General features: G+C 72.1%; 15 protein-coding genes and 1 tRNA gene. 9 read left to right on the forward strand and 7 right to left on the reverse strand.

The features are described from left to right. The first annotated feature begins 184 nt into the window (after nt 1-184). The gene (locus FB454_RS13000; protein ID WP_030272055.1) at nt 185-1,873 is read left to right on the forward strand and encodes a S8 family serine peptidase; all 1,689 of its coding nucleotides are present in this window, start codon (nt 185-187) and stop codon (nt 1,871-1,873) included. Nucleotides 1,874-1,942: 69 nt separating this feature from the next. Here the strand turns inward: FB454_RS13000 and FB454_RS35350 are convergent, their stop codons facing one another. Next, nucleotides 1,943-2,521 (reverse strand): endonuclease domain-containing protein, encoded by a 579-nt coding sequence (locus tag FB454_RS35350; protein ID WP_232236697.1) that lies wholly within the window; start codon nt 2,519-2,521, stop codon nt 1,943-1,945. A gap of 1,101 nt (nt 2,522-3,622) precedes the next feature. Continuing rightward, the gene (locus FB454_RS13010) at nt 3,623-4,270 is read right to left on the reverse strand and encodes an IclR family transcriptional regulator (protein ID WP_030272059.1); all 648 of its coding nucleotides are present in this window, start codon (nt 4,268-4,270) and stop codon (nt 3,623-3,625) included. A gap of 63 nt (nt 4,271-4,333) precedes the next feature. Here FB454_RS13010 and cysS point away from each other — a divergent pair, with 63 nt between their 5' ends. After that, entirely contained in the window at nt 4,334-5,749 is a 1,416-nt protein-coding gene (cysS, locus tag FB454_RS13015) for a cysteine--tRNA ligase (protein ID WP_013288907.1), read from the forward strand. Continuing rightward, on the forward strand, nt 5,749-6,864 hold the full coding sequence (gene rlmB, locus FB454_RS13020) for a 23S rRNA (guanosine(2251)-2'-O)-methyltransferase RlmB (protein WP_091330668.1): 1,116 nt from the start codon (nt 5,749-5,751) through the stop codon (nt 6,862-6,864). Before cysS ends, rlmB begins: the two co-directional genes overlap by 1 nt. A gap of 57 nt (nt 6,865-6,921) precedes the next feature. Here rlmB and FB454_RS13025 read toward each other — a convergent pair whose 3' ends face one another. Beyond that, nucleotides 6,922-8,013, reverse strand: coding sequence for an ABC transporter ATP-binding protein (locus FB454_RS13025; RefSeq protein ID WP_013475048.1), 1,092 nt, complete (start codon nt 8,011-8,013; stop codon nt 6,922-6,924). 365 nt (nt 8,014-8,378) lie between these two features. Between FB454_RS13025 and FB454_RS13030 the strand changes: the two genes are divergently transcribed. Continuing rightward, a tRNA-Thr gene (locus tag FB454_RS13030) sits at nt 8,379-8,455 on the forward strand. A gap of 83 nt (nt 8,456-8,538) precedes the next feature. Here FB454_RS13030 and FB454_RS13035 read toward each other — a convergent pair. Further along, the gene (locus FB454_RS13035) at nt 8,539-8,925 is read right to left on the reverse strand and encodes a VOC family protein (RefSeq protein WP_013288904.1); all 387 of its coding nucleotides are present in this window, start codon (nt 8,923-8,925) and stop codon (nt 8,539-8,541) included. A 160-nt stretch (nt 8,926-9,085) separates the two neighbouring features. Between FB454_RS13035 and FB454_RS13040 the strand changes: the two genes are divergently transcribed. Then, nucleotides 9,086-9,586, forward strand: a complete 501-nt coding sequence (locus FB454_RS13040; protein WP_145822999.1) for a GNAT family N-acetyltransferase — start codon at nt 9,086-9,088, stop codon at nt 9,584-9,586. Between the two features lie 39 nt (nt 9,587-9,625). Continuing rightward, nucleotides 9,626-10,126, forward strand: coding sequence for a helix-turn-helix domain-containing protein (locus FB454_RS13045; protein ID WP_013288902.1), 501 nt, complete (start codon nt 9,626-9,628; stop codon nt 10,124-10,126). Here the strand turns inward: FB454_RS13045 and FB454_RS13050 are convergent. After that, on the reverse strand, nt 10,095-11,975 hold the full coding sequence (locus tag FB454_RS13050) for a hypothetical protein (RefSeq protein WP_145823000.1): 1,881 nt from the start codon (nt 11,973-11,975) through the stop codon (nt 10,095-10,097). The genes FB454_RS13045 and FB454_RS13050 overlap by 32 nt on opposite strands. A gap of 160 nt (nt 11,976-12,135) precedes the next feature. Between FB454_RS13050 and FB454_RS13055 the strand changes: the two genes are divergently transcribed. Together FB454_RS13055 and FB454_RS13060 are read left to right on the forward strand one after the other, a co-directional pair. Further along, nucleotides 12,136-12,555, forward strand: a complete 420-nt coding sequence (locus tag FB454_RS13055; protein WP_013288900.1) for a VOC family protein — start codon at nt 12,136-12,138, stop codon at nt 12,553-12,555. Nucleotides 12,556-12,619: 64 nt separating this feature from the next. After that, nucleotides 12,620-13,231, forward strand: a complete 612-nt coding sequence (locus tag FB454_RS13060; RefSeq protein ID WP_030272065.1) for a histidine phosphatase family protein — start codon at nt 12,620-12,622, stop codon at nt 13,229-13,231. Between the two features lies 1 nt (nt 13,232). Here the strand turns inward: FB454_RS13060 and FB454_RS13065 are convergent, their stop codons facing one another. Continuing rightward, a complete protein-coding gene (locus FB454_RS13065) occupies nt 13,233-13,889 on the reverse strand; it encodes a type 1 glutamine amidotransferase domain-containing protein (RefSeq protein ID WP_232236698.1) in 657 nt (218 codons plus the stop codon). A gap of 75 nt (nt 13,890-13,964) precedes the next feature. Then, a complete protein-coding gene (locus FB454_RS13070; protein ID WP_030272068.1) occupies nt 13,965-14,414 on the reverse strand; it encodes a hypothetical protein in 450 nt (149 codons plus the stop codon). Nucleotides 14,415-14,584: 170 nt separating this feature from the next. On the opposite strand from FB454_RS13070, the gene FB454_RS13075 reads away from it, so the two are divergent. Further along, nucleotides 14,585-16,984 (forward strand): M4 family metallopeptidase, encoded by a 2,400-nt coding sequence (locus FB454_RS13075; RefSeq protein WP_145823001.1) that lies wholly within the window; start codon nt 14,585-14,587, stop codon nt 16,982-16,984. The last annotated feature ends 65 nt before the right edge of the window (nt 16,985-17,049 follow it).

Below are 17,049 nucleotides of genomic sequence, written 5' to 3' on the forward strand. Positions count from 1 at the left end.
GCCACCCGCTACGACAAACTCGCCGTGCGCTATGAAGCCACCCTCACCATCGCCGCCATCAACCAATGGCTCCGCGCCCTACGAAACACGACCTAGTTGCCGCCGATAACGGACGTCGATCTGGCGGAACCCGCTCCCGTGATGTGGGATGACACCACGTCCCTCAACGAGAGGATCTGATGTGGTGAGCAAGCGCTTCACCGTCGGCGCGGTCGCGGCTGCGGCCTCGCTGGCACTCACGGTGACCGGTCTGAGCATCCCGGCGAACGCCGCGCCGTCGGACACCCGGACCTTCACCGTGCTGGCCGAGAGCGGCGTCTCCACCGACGCCGCGATCGCCGCGATCGCCGCCGCCGGTGGCAAGGTCGTCGCCCGCACCGACGACGTCGGCCTGTTCCAGGTCACCAGCGACCGGGCGGACTTCGCCAGCCGGGCCACCGCGGCCGGCGCGCTGGTCGGCGCCGCCGAGGAGAAGGCGATCGGCCGCAAGCCGAAGCTGGACCGGGTCGAGCAGGAGCACCTGCTGGCCGCCGCGGCGACCAAGGGCAAGGCCGCCAGGAACAACGGCAAGAAGATGGACCCGCTCGACGACAAGCTCTGGGGCCTGGACATGATCCGGGCCGACAAGGCCCGCAAGATCGAGCCGGGCGACCGCCGGGTCACCGTCGGCATCCTGGACACCGGCGTCGACGCCAGCCAGCCCGACCTCGCGCCCAACTTCAACTGGGCGCTGTCGCGCAACTTCGCCCCGGACATCCCCGAGGTCGACGGCCCGTGCGAGGTGGCGAGCTGCCTCGACCCGGTCGGCACCGACGACGGCGGGCACGGCACGCACGTGGCCGGCACCATCGGCGCCGCCGCGAACGGCTTCGGCCTCTCCGGCGTGGCCCCGAACGTCTCCCTGGTCGAGCTGAAGGGTGGCCAGGACAGCGGCTACTTCTTCCTCAACCCGGTGGTGAACTCCCTGGTGCACGCGGGCCGCTCCGGGCTGGACGTGGTGAACATGTCCTTCTACGTCGACCCGTGGCTCTACAACTGCACCGCCAACCCGGCGGACTCGCCGGAGGCGCAGGCCGAGCAGCGGACCGTCATCGAGGCGATGAAGCGGGCGCTGAACTTCGCCCACCACAAGGGCGTCACGCTCGTCGGTTCGCTCGGCAACAACCACGAGGACCTGGGCGCGCCGCGCACCGACGTGAGCAGCCCGGACTACGGCGCCGACCCGTACCCGCGCCCGATCGACAACGCGACCTGCTGGGACCTGCCGGTCGAGGGCCCGCACGTGATCGGCGTGTCGGCGGTCGGCCCGTCCGGCAAGAAGTCGGACTACTCGAACTACGGCACCGAGCAGATCTCGGTGGCGGCGCCGGGTGGCTGGTTCCGGGACGGCTTCGGCACCGACACGTACCGCACCGACGCCAACATGATCCTCTCCACGTACCCGAAGAAGGTGCTCCAGGAGGAGGGGTCGGTCGACGAGAACGGCGACATCGTCGCCGGCTTCGAGAACTCGGTGTTCAAGCAGTGCACCGCCAAGGGTGAGTGTGGCTACTACACCTACCTCCAGGGCACCTCGATGGCGTCCCCGCACGTCTCGGGCGTGGCGGCGCTGATCGTGAGCAAGCACGGCAAGAAGCAGGGCCGCAACGGCTACGGCATGGCGCCGAACCTGGTCGAGCAGCACCTCTACCGGACGGCGGCCGAGCACGCCTGCCCGGAGCCGCGGCTGCAGAGCTACACCAACGAGGGCCGGGACGCCGAGTTCGACGCGTACTGCGCGGGCTCGCTGAACTTCAACGGCTTCTACGGCTACGGCATCGTCGACGCCTACGCCGCAGTGAAGACCCCGGTCAAGCCCAACGTTCGACCGTAACGACAGTTTCCCCGAGGTGGCGGTGTCCGGAGTTTCCCGGACGCCGCCACCTCGGCGTTCCGGCCGGTGTCACGGCCGCCACCCCCGGGCCACCAGTGCCGCCCGGATCTCCCGCACCAGGGCGGGGAACTCCTTACGCAGACGGCGGCCGGTCACGTGCAACACGAGCCAGCCGGCCGAGACGAGCTGGTTGAGCCGCCGCCGGTCGAGGTGCATCCGGTCCGCGTCGGAGTGCCACTGACCGTCGTACTCGACGGCGACCCGGAACTCCGGCCAGGCCAGATCGGGGTGCAGGATCAGGCCGGTCGGCACCCGCACCGGATACTGGGCCACCGGGCGGGGCAGGCCGGCGAGGACGAGGCGGACCCGCAGGTGGGACTCGGGCGGGGACTGGGCCAGCCCGTCGGTCAGGCCGAACACCCACGCGGCTCGCCGCCCACCGGGGCGGCAGGCGTTCCGGGCCGCCTCGCTCGCCAGCGCCGACCGGTTCACCGAACCGGTACGCAGCAGCCCGTCGATGATGCCGACCGCCTTGACGGGATCGGCCCAGACCGCTGTCTCCCAGGCACAGGCGGCCGGCTCGGTGCGGGGCGGCGGCCCGGCCAGGATCATTTCCGCGCCGGGGTACGACCCCGCGAACGGGTTCAATGCGGCGGTTGAAGCCGGCGGGGTGGCCGGGCCGTGCGGTCCGGGCGCCCTGCGGGAGTCGGCCGGATTCGGCGATCTGGTCCGGCCCGGTGTGCCCGGTGGGCGGTCCGCCGCGGACGACGCCGCGACGGGCGACCTCGTGCCGGCGCGCGACTTCGTGCCGGCGGGCGACCTTGTGCTTGCGGGTGGGCTCGTGCTTGCGGGCGACCTCGTGCTTGCGGGTGGCTTCGTGTCGGTGGGCGACCTCGTGCCTGCGTATGGGTTCGTGCCTGCGTATGGGTTCGTGTCGGCGGGTGGGTTGGTGCCGGCGGGTGGGCTCGTTCGCGCGGCTGCGGCGGCGGCGGGGACCAGGAGGCCGCTGCGGGTGCTCGACATCGGGGCGTGGTGCACCCGGACACCCGGCTGGGAGTCGGCCCGGACCGTGGCCGGCAGCAGGACGTGCACGTCGTCGGTGAAGTCGGCGGCGTGCTCGACCCCGTGCAGGTAGGCCGCCGAAGGGCCGGCGATCGCCGCACCGGGTGGCATGCGTAGTAGCGCCGCGCGGCAGGCCAGCGCGTGGTCGCGGTCGAGTCGCGCGTCGGCGTAGACGTCCTGCCGGAGCCGGATCCAGGACGCGCCCCGCAGATGGTGCCGGGACAGCAGCCCGCGCCGGATCGCTTCCGAGCCCCGGAAGACCTGCCAGGCCAACTCCGATGGTCGATGAGGATGAGGTGGCATGTGACGAGCGTGGCGGGGCACGGGTCGAGATCGGTACCCCTGTGGACAGCCGCAGCCGTGCCACCCGCCGCGCCCTGTGGACAACCCCCGACCGCCCCTGTCCGTGTGCTATGGCCCTCGATCAGCGCATGATCCACTCCACTTCGGGGAGGTGGCGGCATCCGGGCCGCGTTGATGCAGCCACGTCGCCGAGCTGGCGTGAGGGTGTGTGGAGTGAGGGTTCCGGGGTGGGCTGGGCCGTATGGCCGCCGGTGCCTTGAGCTGGCTTGATCGACTCCACCTCGGGGAGGTGGCGGTGTCCGGGCCGCGTTGATGCAGCCACTTCCCCGAGCTGGCGTGAGGGCGTGAGGGTGTGAGGGCGTGACGGCGTGGGGGCATGCGGGGTCAGGAGAGCGCGGCGGCGACCGCCTCGGCGGCGGCGGTGACCTGGGCGCCGACGTCCGCCACGTCGAGCGGGGTCAGCGACACCACCCCGACGCTCCCCTCCAGCCCAGGCACACCGAGCACCGGCGCCGCCACCCCGTATGCGCCTGATTGAAGCTCGCCGCTGGTACTCACCGGCCCCGGATCGCCGGCCCGCCCGGCCAGTACCGCCCGGCCGGCGGCGCCCCGTTCCAGCGGGTGCCGGGTGCCGGTCCGGTACGCCACGTGGAACGACGTCCAGCTCGGCTCGACCACCGCGAGCGCCACCCCCTCGCCGCCCTCGACCACCGTGAGGTGGGCGGTCGCCCCGGTGCCCTCGGCGAGCCGGCGCAGCGCGGGCAGCGCGCCCTCGGCCAGCAGCGGCTGGGCGCGGCGGGCCAGGTGCAGCACGCCCACGCCGATGCGCAGGCGGCCCTTGCCGTCACGCCGGAGCATCCCGTGGCCGGTCAGCGCGCCGACCAGCCGGTAGACGGCCGCCCGGCCGATGCCCAGCCGGTGCGCCGCCTCGGTGACTGTGAGCCCGCCCGGCGCGTCCGCGACCAGGTGCAGCAGCCGCAGGCCCCGGTCCAGGGTCTGTGCCGTCTCTCCCGTGCGCGCCGCCGTGTCCACAGCACGCAGCGTACGACCCGGCTCCGGCCAACCCGGAAATGTGCGGACGGCTACCCTTGTGAGGTGACGCTACGCCTGTATGACACCGCCACCCGATCGGTGCGGGACTTCGTCCCGCGGGAAGCCGGCAAGGTGGGGGTCTACCTGTGTGGTCTCACGCTCCAGGCCCCGCCGCACATCGGTCACCTTCGCTCCGGCGTCAACTACGACGTGCTGCGCCGATGGCTGCTCAGCAAGGGCTTCGAGGTCACGTTCATCCGCAACCTGACCGACATCGACGACAAGGTCCTGGCCAAGGCGATGGAGCAGGACCGGCCGTTCTGGTCGATCGCGTACGCGAACGAGCAGATCCTCACCACCTCCTACCGGGCGCTGAACGTGCTCCCGCCGACGTACGAGCCGCGGGCGACCGGGCACGTCCCGGAGATGCACGAGCTGATCGCCCGGCTGATCGAGACCGGTCACGCCTACCCGGCCACCGACGGCTCCGGCGACGTCTACTTCGACGTGGCCTCCTGGCCCGCGTACGGCTCGCTGTCCGGCCAGTCCCCGGCGGACATGCAGCCCGCCGGCGACGCCCCCGACCGGGGCAAGCGCGACCCGCGTGACTTCGCGCTCTGGAAGGGCGCCAAGCCGGGCGAACCGGCCGACGCCTACTGGCCGTCGCCGTGGGGCCGCGGCCGGCCCGGCTGGCACATCGAGTGCTCGGCCATGTGCTGGCGCTACCTCGGTCCCGAGTTCGACATCCACGGCGGCGGGCTCGACCTGACGTTCCCGCACCACGAGAACGAGATCGCCCAGTCGCAGGCCGCGGACCTGCCGTTCGCCCGCTACTGGGTGCACCACGGCCTGCTCGGCATCGGCGGCACCAAGATGGGCAAGTCGCTCGGCAACACGCTCGACCTCGACTACGTGGCCGCGCTCGGCGTCCGCCCGGTCGAGCTGCGCTACTACTACGTCGCCGCGCACTACCGGTCCCGCATCGACTACTCCGAGGACGCGCTGCGCGAGGCCGCCGTCGCGTACCGGCGGATCGAGGGCTTCGTGCAGCGGGCGGCCGAGCGGGTCGGCCCGGGCCGGCCCGGCGACCTGCCGGCCGGGTTCGTGGCCGCGATGGACGACGACCTCAACACGTCGGCGGCGCTGGCGGCGCTGCACGAGGTGGTCCGCGACGGCAACACCGCGCTCACCGCCGGGGACGATGTGACCGTCCGCACGACGCTGGCCGCCACCCGGGCGATGCTGGATATCCTCGGCGTCGACCCCCTGGACCCGGCCTGGACCGGCGGCGGCCGCACGGACGACCTGCGCGGCGTGGTGGACTCCCTGATCGCGCTGGCCCTGGAGCAGCGCGCGCAGGCCCGCAGCCGCAAGGACTGGGCTGCCGCCGACGCCGTACGCGACCAGCTCAAGCAGGCCGGCGTGGTCGTCGAGGACACCCCCCAGGGCCCGCGTTGGACTATTGGAGAGCAGGACTGATGGCCGGCAACTCGCAGCGCCGTGGCCGGCGACTGACGCCGAAGGCGGGCGCCCCCAAGGGCACCGGTGGCAAGAACAAGGACTCGCTCGCCGGGCGGGGTCGCACGCTGCCCGCCGACGAGCGGCCCTGGCACAAGGCGTACTCGGGCACCGAGAAGCTGCCCCAGCGCACCGCCTGGAAGCAGGACAAGGAGCGCCGTGCCGCCGCCGAGGAGGGCCGCGCGCCCAAGATCGGCCAGCCCGGCACCAAGGACACCACCTGGGGCAAGGGCAGCCGGGCCGGTGTGCCGCTCAAGGGCGGCAAGGGCAAGCCCGGCGGCCGGGGCGGTCCCCGGGTCGCGCCGGGCCGCAAGGCCAACCCGGCGAAGGACAGCCCCGAACTGCTGGTCGGGCGCAACCCGGTGCTGGAGTCGCTGCGCACCCAGGTGCCCGCGACAGCGCTCTACACCGCGCAGGGCATCGACGTCGACGACCGGGTCAAGGAGATCGTCCGGACCGCCGCCGACCGGGGCATCGCGATCCTCGAGGTCAGCCGCGCCGAGCTGGACCGGATGACCGGCGGGGTGCTGCACCAGGGCGTCGGCCTCCAGGTGCCGCCGTTCGCCTACGAGCCGTTCGACGACCTGGTAGCCGCCGCGCTGGAGCAGGCCGCACCGCTGCTGGTCGCGCTGGACGGCGTCACCGACCCGCGAAACCTCGGGGCGGTCATCCGGTCGGCCGCCGCGTTCGGCGCGCAGGGTGTCTTCGTACCCGAACGGCGTGCCGCCGGGATCACCGCGACCGCCTGGCGGACCAGCGCCGGCGCAGCCGCGCGTGTGCCCGTCGCCCAGGTCACCAACCTGACCCGGTCGCTCAAGGCGTGCAAGGAGGCCGGCTTCGTCGTGGTCGGCCTCGACGCCGACGGACAGACCGACCTGTACGACCTGGAGGCCGCCGTCGGCCCGCTCGTCGTGGTGGTCGGCTCGGAGGGGCGCGGGCTGTCCCGCCTGGTCGGGGAGACCTGCGACCTGACCGTCAGCATCCCGATGGTCTCCGACGTGGAGTCGCTCAACGCCAGCGTGGCCGCCGCGGTCACGCTCGCCGAGGTCGCCCGCCGCCGGTCCGTCGAGGTCTGATCGAGAGCAACGAAAAGGGGCGGTCCGCCGTGGCGGGCCGCCCCTTTCTCGCGTACGTCAGATCCGCTGGCCGGTGGCGGCGTGGAAGACGTGGCTGCGGCCGGTACGCGGCTTGACGAACACGGTGTCGCCCATGTTCGGCATGCTGCGGCGGTCGGTACGGACCACGAACCGCTCGTTGTGGCCCTCCAGCGCGGCGTGGCCGTAGACGTTGGCGTCCGAGCCGAGGTCCTCGACCAGCTCGACCACGACCGGCATGCCGCCCTCGGACGGGCTGACCAGGTCGCAGTCCTCCGGCCGGAAGCCGACGGTGACCTTGCCGTCGCCGCCGTCGGCGCCGGCCGCCTGGACCTGCTCGCGGGTCAGCGGCACGATCATCTCGGCGAACGCCCCGCCCTGCTCGGTCAGCTTCACCGTCTTGATGTTCATGGCGGGGGAGCCCATGAAGCCGGCGACGAAGACGTTGGAAGGGGTGTCGTAGAGCGCCCGCGGGGTGTCCACCTGCTGGAGCACGCCGTCGAGCATGACCGCCACCCGGTGACCCATGGTCATGGCCTCGACCTGGTCGTGGGTGACGTAGACGGTGGTGACGCCCAGCTTCGCCTGCAGCGAGGCGATCTGGGTACGGGTCTGCACGCGCAGCTTGGCGTCGAGGTTCGACAGCGGCTCGTCCATGAGGAAGACCTGCGGCTCGCGGACGATCGCGCGACCCATGGCGACACGCTGGCGCTGACCGCCGGAGAGCGCCTTCGGCTTGCGGCTGAGGAACTCCTCCAGCTGGAGCAGCCCGGCCGCCTCCTTGACCCGCCGGTCGATCTCCGACTTCGAGGTCTTGCGCAGCTTGAGCGCGAACGCCATGTTCTCGTACACCGTCATGTGCGGGTACAGGGCGTAGTTCTGGAAGACCATCGCGATGTCGCGGGCCTTCGGCGGGAGGTGGGTGACGTCCCGGTCGTCGATGTAGATCGCGCCGTCGTCGACGTCCTCCAGGCCGGCGAGCATCCGGAGGCTGGTGGACTTGCCGCAGCCGGACGGGCCGACCAGGACGAGGAACTCCCCGTCGCCGATCTGGAGGTCGAGCTGGTTGACGGCGGGGCGCTCGGTGCCCGGATAGATCCGGGACGCCTTCGCGTAGGTGACCGTAGCCATGATGGAGCGCTTCCTTTCACCGGCAGGAACGTGCCGGACGATCCGAGTGAAGGAGCGACCGGCGCCCAAGGCACCGGCCAACGGGGTCGTCGCTCAGGCAGCCGAGGCCGACCGGAGTGTCGTCCGTGTCACTGCACGGTAAACGGCTTTCGCGATCGTGCCAAGACGTGGCACGTCGGGTGGGACGGATGGCATACGCATAACGGTCAGGAAGGCACTGTGAGGCATCAATCTCCCCACCTGTGAGCGCGGCCGAGCGATGATCCATCGGTCGTACCGGTCGGGATGCCGACGTTTTCCGTGCTCGGGAGCCCTGCGAGGCGGGAATTCCGGGGCTCAGTCGCTATGCTGAGCCCGACGCACGCGCCCCTGTAGCTCAGCTGGCCAGAGCACTCGCCTTGTAAGCGAGATGTCGCCGGTTCGATCCCGGCCGGGGGCTCCAGTTCCACAAGGCGTTCCGGGGCCGATGTCGCCGCGGGACGCCCGGCTCCGTCAGCAGCGACCTGACGGTACACCCGCGAGGGGTCAGGCGGGCCCACGGGCGTCGGCCCCCGCGGGCTCCCAGAGCTGGATCATGTTGCCCTCTGGGTCTCTGAGGCTCGCGAACCTGCCGTTCGGGTACTCCTCGGGGTCCACCTCGACGTCGATATCCGCATCGCGCAGTTGGTCGACCATCGCGTCCAGGTCGACGACCCGGAAGTTGAGCGACCAGGAGTGCTCGGGGCCGCCGAAGTGCTCGGAGTCCGCCGACATGGCCGCCAGGACGGTAGGACCGGGCTTCTGCCACCAGGAGGACACGTCGTAGGACTCCGGTGCCAGCTCGACCCCGAGATGGGTGGCGTACCAGCGGTTGATCCGGTCCGGGTCGTGGGCGCGGAAGAAGACGCCGCCGATGCCCGTCACACGTTCCACGATGTCTTCTCCCCGCTGGGCACTGTCCGTGCCCTCTTCGACCTGGCTGAGCCTGCCGACTTCAGGCTAGACCCGACTCGGGCGGGATTCGACAACACCCGATCGTCACGGTTGCCGGATACCGGTTGCCTGCTCGGCAGGCCTGCGCCACCCTCTCCGCATGCTCGAAACGCGCGTCCTCGGCGAGGACGACTGGAAGGTGTGGCGGGAACTGCGGCTCGCCGCGCTCGCCGAGGCCGGGTACGCCTTCGGCGCCCGACTGGCTGATTGGCAGGGCGACGGCGACCGCGAGGAACGCTGGCGCGGGCGGCTGGCCGTCCCCGGCTCGTACAACGTCGTGGTGATGCTCGACGGGCAACCGGTCGGGATGGCCAGCGGGATGCCGACCGAGCAGGACGGGGTGGTCGAGCTGATCTCGATGTACGTGGCACCCGTCGGACGCGGCCGGGGCGTGGGCGACCACCTCGTCCAGGAGGTCGAGCAGTGGGCCCGGCCGGCAGGCGCGCGGACGCTGCGGCTCGCCGTGGCGGAGGGCAACCCCACCGCGTGGGCCCTGTATCTGCGCAACGGCTTCCGGGACACGGGCGAAGTCGGCGGCCTGATGCCCGACGGCGTGCGCCGCGAGCACATCATGGCCAAGAGCCTCCTGGACCAGCCGTAGACGGTGCGGGGCGCGGCACGCGCAGTAGGCTGACCAGCGATGAGTCGCGCGGTCGAGGAGTCCAACCGGGCGATGCTGCGCGCCCGCGACGCGATGGACCGGGCGTACGCGCAGCCGCTCGACATCCCCGCCCTGGCCCGGATCGCGCACGTCTCGGAGGCGCACTTCATCCGCACCTTCCGGGCCACCTTCGGCGAGACGCCGCACCGCTACCTGCAACGCCGACGGGTGGAACGCGCCATGTACCTGCTGGCGTGCACCGGCGAACCGGTCACCGAGATCTGCCACCTGGTCGGCTTCGGCAGCCTGGGCACGTTCAGCCGGACGTTCCACGGCATCGTCGGTGAGTCGCCGTCGGCCTACCGGCGCCGCAAGGCCGCGCCGGCCGACGTCCCGAGCTGCTTCACCAAGGCCTGGATGCGCCCGAGCGCCACCGCCGGCCAGCCGGCCACCGCCAGCCAGCCGGTCGCCACCCGCAAGCCGGCCGCCGCCGGGGAAGCCGCAGCGGTCAGCGGCCCCGCACCCTCCGCCGCACCATGACCCAGAGCCGGTCACCGAGCCGGGTCCGCCGTAGCCAGCGCAGTCCGGCCAGCCGGCTCTCCGGTGGCGTACGCGGGCGCGGCGGCGCGGTGACCCGCTCGTAGGTGGCGCCGGTCGACGGCCCGGTGAAGTCGGGTTCCAGCCGTTCGGAGGCGACCGCCAGCGCGGTGAACTGGGCCAGCACCCGCGGATCGGGCCGGCCGCCCCGGGCGGCGGTACGCAGCTCCCGCTCCACGGCCGGACGCCGGATCAGCTCGGTGAGCGGCCTGTGGACGGTGTCCAGCAGGTCGGCCACGGCGGCGACGCCGTCGCCCTCCCAGATCCGGGTGGCGCGGGACGGTCCGGTGGCGGAGCTGACGAACGGCACGTCCGCCCACTCCGGTACGAGCCGGGCGATCAGCGCGGTGTGCGGAAGTCGCGCCCGCTTCTCGGCCGCGGTGAACGCGAAGCTGGCCGCGACGAAGCCGGGCGCCAGGAACGGGGTGACCATGCCCGTGGTGTACGCGGCTGTGCACCAGCGGCGCATCCGCTCGACCAGGTAGACGTAGTCGATCAGGTGCTCGTCGCGTAGGCCCAGCTCTCGGGCGTGGGCCGTCAGCGCGGTGACGCGGTCCCGTTCGGCGGCCAGCGCCTCGGGCGTCGTGGTCCCGCGCGGCACGGCCGCCAGCAGCTTGCTCATGGCCGCCTGCTCGGGCGTGGGCGCCGGGTCGGCGTCGGGGCGGGGATACCAGAAGCCGACCACCAGTTCGCCTGCCGCTCCGGTGAGGCTCGGCGGGCGTACCTCGTCAGGCAGCCGGGTCCGCGCCGCCGGGCGCGTCAGGTAGGTCGAGGGGAACTGGTGGTCGTGCAGCGCGGCGAGCCGTCGCGCCCGGTCCCGGAGGCCGGTGCCGAGGACGGTTTCCGGCGGCGCTGCGGGTGTGAGGCGGTGCGGCAGCTCCAGGCCGCGCCGGTCCCGCAGGAGCCGAACCAGTTCGCGGGCCACGTCGCCCTCGGCGGGGGTGTCGTCGTTGGTGACCAGGTCCGGCGTACGGCCGGCGGCGACGAGCGTCGCGGCGATGAGCCGGGAGTCCTTGCCGCCGGAGAGACCGAGCGTGACCTCGCCGTCGTGCAGCCGGTGCAGGCCGGCGACGGATCGGGTCAACGCGTCAGCGGCCAGGTCCAGCCGCTCGTCGGTCGGCCGGTCCCGGTCGGCGAGGCCGCTGCGGACCACGTCGTCGGCGGCGTACCGGATCTCGGTGGTGAGCTGCCAGCCGCCGTCGGCGCGGCGGCGGCCGGTGACCCGCTCGCCCGGCTGGAGCAGCCGGATGCCGGCGAGCGGCGAGAGGTCGCCGCCGAAGTGGCCGGTGAGCAGGTACGACGTCCAGCCGGCCGGGTCGGGGCGGGCCTCGCCGTGCAGGAAGTCGGCGAGCAGACCGGGCCGGGTGCACCAGGCGGTGATCCCGTCGGCCGCGCCGGTGAACACCCGGGCCATGCCCAGCCAGTCCTGTTGCAGGGCGAGACGGTCGCGGTCGAGTGCGAGCAGCGCGAACGGCGGTACGACGTCCCGGTGCACGTCCTCGCCGGTGAGCAGGCGGTTGGCGAGCGTCACCGGGTCGTCGCCGTCGGCCCCTACCGGGATGCCCACGGAGACGGCGGTGACGGGGCCGTCGGTGGCGACGGGCGGCCACCGGTATCCGCCCGGATCGGCCGGGTGCAGCACCAGCACGCCCCAGTCGGTGCCGCCGAAGCGCCGGCGGTGCCAGCTTTCGGGTACGAGGTCGGCCACGGCCTTGTCGAACCGGGCCACGGCGGCATCGAGGCGCGGTTGTGGCAACGCCCCGGTCGCGGCCCAGGCCACCATCAGCTGCATCGAGTAACCCCCCGGCTTATGTCACGGGGACGTTAACAGCGGATGTCCGGGCGGTGTCCCCGCGCGGACAAACGACGCAACTCGGGCGAGGTGGCTCGACGGCGGGACTGCGCAGTTTCGGATAAGCAGCAGGTCGGGGCGCTGCTCTAGCGTCGTCGGCATGACGATGACTTCGACTTCCCGCTCCCAGATCTACGTGCTCGACCAGGACGAGGCGCTCGACTTCTACGTCGGCAAGCTCGGCCTGGAGGTCAGCACCGACCAGGACCTCGGTTTCATGCGCTGGCTCACCGTGAACGTGCCGGGTGACCCGGGCCGGGAGATCCTGCTGGAGAAGCCGGGTCCGCCGGCTCTGGACCCGAAGACGGCCGAGCAGGTCCGGGAACTGCTCACCAAGGGCGCCGCCGGCGGTTTCCTGTTCTTCACCACCGACGACGCGCACAAGACGTACGCGGACCTGGTCGCGAAGGGCGTGGAGGTGACCGACGAGCCGACCGACCGGCCGTACGGCATCGACTTCGGCATCCGTGACCCGTTCGGCAACCGCATCCGGATCGGGCAGATGCACCAGCACCCGTGACCGGCGGGCCACCCGGGCGGCGCTCAGCGGGCTAGTCTCGCGGTCCCCGACCGTGGAGGTGCCGATGCCCACCCGCCTGCTCTACCTGGTCCGTCACGGCGAGCAGGACCGGCCGGAGGAGGAGGCGGACACCGGACTGTCCGAGCGCGGCCGCCGACAGGCGACGCTGCTGGGCGAGCGGCTGCGCGGCACGCGCTTCGCCGCCGTACACCATGGGCCGGCCCGGCGGGCCGCGGAGACCGCCGCGCTGGTCGCGGCGTCGCTGCCGGGTGTTCCGGTACGCGAGGACGACCGCGCCGGCGACCACATGCCGCACGACACCGACCCGGCCGGCCTGCCGGAGTCGTACGCGGCCTTCCTGGCCGGTTTCTCCGAGCGGGAGCGGCGAGACGGACCGCGCGTGACCGCGGAGTCGGTGGCGCGGTTCGCCGCCGCTCCCGCGGAGGGTGACGTGCGCGAGCTGGTCGTCACCCACAACTTCCTGGTCGCGTGGCTGGTACTGCACGCGGTAGACGCGCCGGCGCGCCGGTGGATCGGGCTGAACCAGCAGAACTGCGGGTTGACCGTGATCCGCTACAGCTCGGGCGGCCCGCCGGCGCTCGTCGCGTTCAACGACGTCGCCCACCTGCCGCCCGAGCTGCGTGCCACCGGCCTGCCCGACGACTACCGGATCTGACTCAGGCGATCAGCTTCACCACGGCGTCGGCCACGGCGCGGGCGGACTGCGGGTTCTGGCCGGTCACCAGCCGCCCGTCGACCACCACGTGCTCGGTGAAATCAGGTGCCGGCACGTGCTGCGCGCCCGCTTCGCCGAGCTTGTCGGCGAGCAGGAACGGCACCTCGTCGGTGAGGCCGACGGCCGCCTCCTCGCTGTTGGTGAACCCGGCCACCCGCTTGCCGGCGACGAGCCGGGAGCCGTCGGTGAGGGTGAGGTTCACCAGCGCCGACGGGCCGTGGCAGACGGCGGCCACCACGCCGCCGCGCTCGTAGACCGAGCGGGCGATCCGGGCCAGGTCGGGGTCGTCGGGGAAGTCCCACATGGTGCCGTGACCACCGGCGAAGAGGATCACGTCGTACCCGTCCGGGTCGACGTCGGCGGCCTTCGGGGTGTCGGTGACGCCGGCGGTGGCGAGGAAGTCATTCTGGGTGCTGTCGTTCTCGTCCCGCCCGTCGACGGGCGGCTCCCCGCCGGCCACGGAGACCAGGTCGACGTCGTACCCGGCGGCCCGGAACACCTCCCACGGCTCGGCGGCCTCGCCGACGTAGTAGCCGGTCGAGCGGCCGGTGCGGCCCAGCTCGGAGTGACTGGTCAGGGCGATGAGTGCGCGAGTCATGGCTTCCATGCTGGCGCGGCCGGCCCGCCCCGGCCATAGGCCGATGTCACAGCCGGAACGGGTTTGACGGGCCGGTCAGCCGGTGGCGCCGTTGAGCAGGTCCACCACCTGCGCGGTGACGGCCGGTGGCGTGGTCTCCGGCGGGCAGTCCACGTAGCCGACCTGGTTCGGCCCGATGGTGAGCCGGTAGGTGAACGCGTCGGCGCACATCGTCGGCAGCACGGTGACGGCGGCCTCGGCGGCGAGCCGGGGGTCGGCCGCGAGCTGCCGCAGCCGGGTGAGCTTCTCCGCGGCGAGCTGTCCCTCGCGGGAGGCGCCGCCGCGGTCGGTCCTCGTCCAGTGGCCGTCCGGCTCGACCCGGACGGTGTCGGACAGCCCGGCGATGCCGCCCGACTTCACGAGTACGACCTCGGTGGCCAGCGGCGAGGGTCCGTCCGTGAGGACGGGTGGGGCGTCGGTGCGGGCGCAGCCGGCGAGCGGGAGGAGAAGGGCGGCGACGGCCGCCGCGGCGGAGGCAGCTCTCATACCCGATCGGACGCGCGACGGGACCACCCGGTTCCGGCCCACCGGTCCTCCTCATCCGTTCGGTCAATGTCTCAGGCGGGATCTCGCCAGCCTCTTTCACGTTCTTCGATGTATCGCTATATCTACATCAGTGACTACCCCCGTCACAACTTCGCCTTCCAGGAGGGCCCGTGAAAAGATCCGTCGCCGCCGTCAGCGCAGCGCTGCTCACCAGCAGCGTGCTGGCCTGCGTCACCACCTCGGCGCAAGCGGCAGCGCCAACCGCCCCCAGCCCCGAGACCTCTGCCGCAGCCAAGGCCGCGAGCCTACTGCGCGCCAACCCCGGCGTCGTCCAGGGCGCCGGCGGTGAGGCCTACCAGGCCGTCCGCACCAAGGTCGACCCCTCCGGGGCGGCGCACACCCGGTACAGCCGGACCTACCAGGGTCTCCGGGTGTACGGCGGTGACTTCGTCATCCACACCGCCCCGAACGGCACCCTGACCAGCGCGTCGGTCAGCCTGTCCGCCCCGCTGACCCTGAGCACCACCGCGAAGGTCGGCGCGGACGCGGCCAAGGCCAGCGCCCGCAAGACGTTCTCCGGGTCGCTCACCTCGGTCGGCGCGCCGGAACTGTTCGTCGACGCCAGCAGCGGCAAGGGCCGCCTCGCCTGGGAGACCGTCGCGACCGGCTGGAAGGCGGACAAGCAGACGCCGTCGAAGCTGCACGTCATCACCGACGCCACCACCGGCAAGGTGATCGGCTCGTACGACGAGATCGAGACGGTGGCCGGCACCGGCCAGGGCGTCTACAGCGGCTCGGTCACCATCGACACGACGCTCTCCGGCAGCACGTACCAGATGATCGACCCGGTGCGCGGCAACGGCCGCACCTGCGACATGAACAACGGGACCTCCACCTGCACCACGTTCACCGACGCGGACAACGCGTGGGGCAACGGCGCCACCTCGAACCGGCAGTCGGCCGCCGTGGACGCGCACTTCGGCGCCGCCAAGACGTTCGACTACTTCAAGAACGTGCACGGCCGCAACGGCATCTTCGGCAACGGCCAGGGCGTGCCGAGCCGGGTGCACTACGGCAACAACTACGTCAACGCGTTCTGGGACGGCTCCCAGATGACCTACGGCGACGGCTCGGGCAACTCCCGCCCGCTGGTCTCGCTGGACGTGGCCGGTCACGAGATGAGCCACGGCGTCACCGAGGCGCTGGCCGGGCTGGTCTACTCCGGTGAGTCCGGTGGCCTCAACGAGTCCACCAGCGACATCTTCGGCAACATGGTGGAGTTCTACGCCGCCGCGCCGAGCGACCCGGGCGACTACCAGGTCGGTGAGAAGATCAACATCAACGGCAACGGTACGCCGCTGCGCTACATGTACAACCCGTCGCTGGACGGCTCGTCCGACTCCTGCTGGTCCACCAGCACGAAGAACAAGGACGTGCACTACTCCTCCGGCGTCGGCAACCACTTCTTCTTCAACCTCGCCGAGGGCACCGGCGCCACCGCGTACGGCACCTCGCCGGTCTGCGGCTCGGCCCCGGCGGTGACCGGCATCGGCCGCGCCAAGGCGGAGAAGATCTGGTACCGGGCGCTCGACGTGTACTTCACCTCGAACACCTCGTACGTCAACACCAGCAACCCGGCCAACACCGCCCGCGCGTACACCCTGCGGGCCGCGACCGACCTGTACGGCAACTGCTCCACCGAGTACAAGACCGTCCAGGCGGCGTGGACCGCGGTGAACGTGGCCGGCAACGACGCTCCGTGCAGCTCGACCGGTAACGACTTCTCCGTCTCGCTCTCGCCGACCTCCGGGTCGGTGACCGCGGGTGGATCGGCCTCCGCCACCGTCGGCACGTCCACCACCAGCGGCACCGCGCAGACCGTGACGTTCTCCGCGTCCGGCCTGCCGACCGGCGCCACCGCGTCGTTCAGCCCCGCCTCGGTGACCTCGGGCGGCTCGTCCACGCTCACCATCGCCACCAGCTCCGGCACCCCGACCGGCACCTACTCGGTGACCGTCACCGGCAGCGCGGCGTCGGGCACCAAGACCGCCACGTACTCGCTGACGGTGACCGGCACGGGCGGCGGCTGCACCGGCGCCGGCCAGAAGCTCGGCAACCCCGGCTTCGAGTCCGGCAACACGGTCTGGGCCACCACCTCCGGCGTGATCGGCCAGTACGGCTCGCAGGGCCAGCCGACCCGCACCGGTACGTGGAACGCGTGGCTGAACGGCTACGGCAGAACCCGCACCGACACGCTGTCGCAGTCGGTGAGCCTGCCGAGCGGCTGCTCCGCGTACAACCTCTCGTTCTGGCTGCACATCGACTCGGCCGAGAGCACCACCAGCGTCCAGTACGACAAGCTGAACGTGCAGGTGCTCAACTCGTCCGGCTCGGTGCTGGCCACGCTGGCGACCTACTCGAACCTGAACAAGGCCAGCGGCTACAGCCAGAAGTCGTTCTCCCTGGCGGCCTACGCCGGGCAGACCGTCACGCTGAAGTTCACCGGCACCGAGGACAGCTCGCTGCAGACCTCGTTCGTGATCGACGACACCGCGATCAACGTCTCCTGACCTGACCGCCGATCCCGGGGCCCGGCGGCCACCCCACGCGGGTGGTCGGCGGGCCCCGGCCGTTA

The organism is Micromonospora sp. CNZ297 (assembly GCF_007827625.1).